4 protein-coding genes are annotated in these 4646 nt (G+C 69.5%); 2 read left to right on the top strand and 2 right to left on the bottom strand.

The window, feature by feature from the left end; all coding sequences use genetic code 11:
- Positions 1-188: 188 nt before the first annotated feature.
- Positions 189-779: a hypothetical protein gene (locus tag MSZK_RS04815; protein ID WP_099245380.1), complete on the top strand. Its 591-nt coding sequence runs from the start codon at positions 189-191 to the stop codon at positions 777-779.
- Between the two features lie 3 nt (positions 780-782).
- Here MSZK_RS04815 and MSZK_RS04810 read toward each other — a convergent pair whose 3' ends face one another.
- Positions 783-2270 (bottom strand): dynamin-like GTPase family protein, encoded by a 1488-nt coding sequence (locus MSZK_RS04810; protein WP_099245378.1) that lies wholly within the window; start codon positions 2268-2270, stop codon positions 783-785.
- Positions 2271-2327: 57 nt separating this feature from the next.
- Between MSZK_RS04810 and MSZK_RS04805 the strand changes: the two genes are divergently transcribed.
- Positions 2328-2768, top strand: a complete 441-nt coding sequence (locus tag MSZK_RS04805) for a hypothetical protein (RefSeq protein WP_099245376.1) — start codon at positions 2328-2330, stop codon at positions 2766-2768.
- A 4-nt stretch (positions 2769-2772) separates the two neighbouring features.
- On the opposite strand, the gene MSZK_RS04800 is transcribed toward MSZK_RS04805, so the two are convergent.
- Complete coding sequence (locus MSZK_RS04800; RefSeq protein ID WP_199203194.1) at positions 2773-4602, bottom strand: dynamin family protein; 1830 nt, start codon at positions 4600-4602, stop codon at positions 2773-2775.
- Positions 4603-4646 lie beyond the last annotated feature (44 nt).

Below are 4646 nucleotides of genomic sequence, written 5' to 3'. Positions count from 1 at the left end.
GCCCTCCGCCGGAGAGCCCGCCGCCGGCGCAGGGCACCTGGGCGCCGCGATACCCGCAGAACCCGCAGAACGGGCGCACCAACGTCACCACGCCGCAGACTCGGCCGCCGCAGATCAGCGTGCGCCCGACCCACCGTCCGGCCTTTCCCGGCCAGCCCGGCGGCGGCTGACGGCTACTATCAGAACCCGTGGCACGTGACGGTTCTGACGACCCGAACAACTACTCCGACAGCGACCCGACGCAGTACGCGAACTACGGCGGTACCGGCGGCGAGGCCTACAGCGACTATCAGCAGCCCGGTTACGACGCTCCGACCGGGTACGGCGGCTATCCGCCGCCCGAGCCGACCCCGTGGCACCGCAAACCGGCCGCGCTGATCGGTCTGGGTGTGCTGACCGCGGCCGTTTTGGCGCTGCTGGTGTACGCGATCGTGAAGTTCACCGGCGGCGACGGCGCCGGGCCGTCCGCGACGTCGACGTCGTCGACCACGTCGACCACCGCGACGTCGGCGTCGGTGGCCCCGCAACCGGGCGGCACGACCCAGACGGTCACCGAGTCCCCGACTGCGACCACCACGTCCGAGTTGCCGACCACTACGACGACCGAGTCGCCGACCACCACGACAACGACGACGACCGAGGCCCCGTCGACCAGCACGAGCACCAGCACGAGCACGAGCACCACGGTGTCGACGTCGGTGAGCACGACCACCGAGACGGTGACCTCGACGCAGCGGGTGCTGCCGACGTTCCCGTTACCGCGGCCGGGCGGCCAGTAGCAGTCAGCCCGCGTACATCGCGACCAGCGCCTCGGCGCTGCGCACCGCGGCGCGACAGGCCCTGGTGGTGAACGGGTCGTTGAGTGGGTGTTCGGCGCGGCGGCGCCAGCGTTGGGCGGCGGCGAAGGCGGCGCGCGGCCCGTCGTCGAGCGCGTCGGGGGCCAGACCGAGCCGGCTGGCCGGGTCGGTGCCCGACCCGCCGATGATGCGCCGCAGAGAGACCATCTCGTCTTCGGTCAATGTCGTTGGGCGCGAACGAAGCTGGCTGAGCAGCCGGAGTTCCTCGAACGCGTGGGTGTCGGCCAGCAGCGGGTCGATGTCGGCGATGATGTAGGGCGTTGCGGTGATCGGGTGCACCTCGACAAAGCGGCGTAGCGAGACCAGCGCGGTGTGCGCCTTGAGTAGTTCGGAGCGCTGCGCGAACTGCTGGTCGATCACGTCCCGCAGCGCGACCAGCCCGCTGCGCTCAAGCAGCTCGTCGGCCAGCCGGACGGAATCGGTTATCCCCGAGCGCAATACGGCAATCGAGATCCGAATCCCGAACATCCCGAATCGGTCCAGCAGCTGCGCGCGGGTCGCCGCGTCGACCGGCAAGGTGCTCTCGGCACGGACGAAACGGTCCACGCTCAGCATCGCCTTGTTCAGCTCGGCGGTGTCCACCGCCGCCAGCTTCTCCAATGCGGCGAACTCGCTCTGTCGCAGCGTGCGGGCGGTCAGGGCCAGCAGTCCCGAAACCGGCACCACGGCCTGACAGATCCCGGTGCGATCCAGCTCGCCGGTGAACCGTTGCGCCACGTCCTTGGCCGAGAGCATCGCGTCGAGCCGGCCGGCGCCGATCTCGTCGGCACGGGAAGCCACCCCGATCACGCCGAGCGCCCCGGACGATCCCCCGACCAGCTCGCCGATCTGCTTGAGCAGGGCGATGTCGGCGGCGTTGAGGGTGCGCAGCAGGAAGACCACCGCGTCGACCCGGGGCACACCGTCTTCGGGAACCAGTAGGCGCAGCGTGCGCTCGGAGACGTCCCGCGACAGCGACGACGTGCCGGGCGTGTCGATGATGGTGGCGTCCACCAGTTCGGCGGCCGGCCACTCGACGTCCAGGTCGACGATGTCGTCGGCGTCGAGCCGGCCGAAATCGAAGGTCAGGCCGGCCCACCCCGAGGTGCCACGGCCGATCGGCACGTTGGAACGCCGGCCGCCGACGTGATTGGCGGTCACCTTGGGGATCGGGCCGTGCCGGAACCACGTGACGATACGGGTGGCCTCGGTGGCATCGGTAGGCGCGATGTTCTCCCCGACCAACGCGTTGACCAGGGTGGACTTGCCGGCCTTGAGGGTGCCGGCCAGGGCGATCCGAATCGGCTGGTTGAGCCGGGCGGCGATGCGGTCCAGTTCGGCGAACACATCCGGCCGCTCGCGGTACGCGGGCTCACCCTGGTAGGCGCGACGGGTGCCGCCCAGGATGGCGCGAACCTGATCGCTGGTGCTCATCGAACGACGAGTCTACGGTTCGGCGGCCCGCGCGCATCGCAGCTAGGATCAGCCGCCATGCCCCAGCACAACACGCCGTGGTACCGCACGTCGGCCGCGACGTCGGCCGCGGGGCTGCTCGGGCTGGTGCTGATCGCGATTCTGGTGTTCGCGGTGGTGACGATGTCGGCCAAGTGGAGCTCGACCGACAGCGAGATCGTCCTGCCGCCCGGCACCCATCTGCCCGCGCCGCCTCAGGTGGCCGGCAAGACTACGGCGTCGACGTCCACGTCCTACCCGAGCGTGCGGTTGTCCACCACGGACATCGGGCTTCCCGGCGAGAGCACCACCAGCGGCACGACATCCTCGAGCGCGGAGTCGACATCCGACGTCCCGCCGTCGGAACGGGTCGCCCCGACGTTCCCGGGCACGTTCCCGACCCGGGTGACCAACCCGCCGGGGCCACGCACCAGCCGGCCCGGCCCGCGGCTCAACGAGACCCGAACGGCGTCACCGTAGCCGGTTACCTTGCGGGCGAAAGCTTGTCGGCGTTGTCGATCACCTGGGTGAGGATGTTGGCCTGCCGCTCGAGTTCGCGGATGCGGTTGTTGCGGTCGGTTTCCTCCAGCCGCGCGGCCGCGATGGTGGACTGCAGCGACTCGTTGAGCGAGCGGGTGGTCTGGTTGGCGATCCCGCGGTAATGGTCGCGCAGCTGCCGTTGCACATTCTTGAGCCGGTCGCGCGATTCCTTGGACACCACGAACAGCACGTCGTCGACGAACTTGCGCAGGTTGGTCTTCGCCTCGTTGCGCACCCGCAGCATGCGGTTCTCCATGTCCTCCTTGTAGGCCTTGCGCCCGAGCAGCAGACCCGCACCCAGCGACAGCGGGTTGAACATGCCCAGGCCGGCCACCGAGGTCAGCATGCCGAACATCAGCACGCCGCCGTAGGAGCCGCGCATGCTCGTGATCGCCTTGTGCCCCTTGCCGATCGGCTTGGACTCCAGCCGCGCCAGCGATTTGAGCCGGCCCACGCCGGCACCCATCTCGGCCGCGTTCACCTCGGGCATCTGGATGGCGTCCAGTCCGGCCTCGACGAAGGTGCGGGCGACCTCGGCGGCCAGCGCCTCGGCCCGCTGATAGGCCCACACGAAGTTGTCCCCCACCGCGGTGGCGACGCTGTCCTCGACCTCGGCGCCGATCTCGGCCCAGTGCTGGGTGGGATCGCAGGAGTCGATCACGCCTTCGATGTGCTGGGTGATCGCCCGGAACCGGGCCCGCAGATCGTGCTCGACGTCGGCGGTCAGGTCGGCGATGCCGTCGTTGAGAACCTGCTGCCACAGCGCGGTCTGCTGTAAGGCATCTTGAGCCTCCAGCTTGCGCCGTTCCAGGTCCTCGGTGAGCCTGCGGGCCTCGTCGGGATCGTTCAGCGCGGCGAGCTCGGAGTTCACCGACATGCTGAGATGCTCTGCTGCCGAACGTATTTCAGCAACCACGTGATCGCGCACCTGGTCGCTCTCCCGGGACAGCACCTTCTCGGAGAGGAAGGCGACGATCGCCGGGAAGTTCGACTCGGAGTTGAGTTCGGCGTCGTTGAGTTCGATGGCATGGCTGCGCAGCAGCGACGAGGCCGGGATGAGTGGCAGCGCAAGCCCGGCCCGCTGCAGGTGAGCGTTGTTGGCGGCGCAGATCTCGCGCCAGTACGGGTACAGGTCGGTCTTGGTGGCCACGATCGCCCCGGTCGGGCAGATCTCGTGGGCCTGGCGGATGAACCGCATCTCCGGTTCGGTGAACTCCTGGCTGGTGTCGCTGATCATCAGCATCGCGTCGGCGTCCGGCAGCAGCCCGAGCGTCGAGGACAGGTGTGGCTGCCCGTGCCCGCCGACACCGGGAGTGTCGATGAACGCCAGTCCGCCCTTGAGCAGCGGGCTGGGCGCGCCGACCTCGACCCGCAGCACTTCGGCGCCCCGCGCCTGGGGCGCGCGACGCAGGTCGTGGCGGATGTCGTCGATCGGAATGTCGATCTCCTGCGGCGGCACCCCGTCGCCCGCGGACACGATCAGGCGGGCCGACGGCTGCTCGGCATAGCTGATCACGGTGACCAGCGCGGTGGTCTCGTCGTCACCGACCCGGGCCACCGGCATGTTCAGCAGCGAGTTCAGCAGCTGACTCTTGCCCTGCTTGAGCTGACCGGCGATGACCACCCGGATCTGCGGGTCGGTGATGCGCTCGCGGGCCACCGCCAGCCGCGCGGCCAGGTCGGCGCGGTCGTTGAGGTCGGCGATCGCGCGGGTGTGATCGATCAGCTCGACGATCACGTTGACCCGGCGCGGATCCTGCTGCGGTTGCGTCACATGTCCTCCCAGTCGTCCACGGTATGCGCAGTGCAGCGGCGGGG

Origin of the sequence: Mycobacterium sp. shizuoka-1 (assembly GCF_002723835.1) — a bacterium.
Lineage (GTDB): Bacteria > Actinomycetota > Actinomycetes > Mycobacteriales > Mycobacteriaceae > Mycobacterium.
This window is presented reverse-complemented; position numbering and strand designations above follow the sequence as displayed.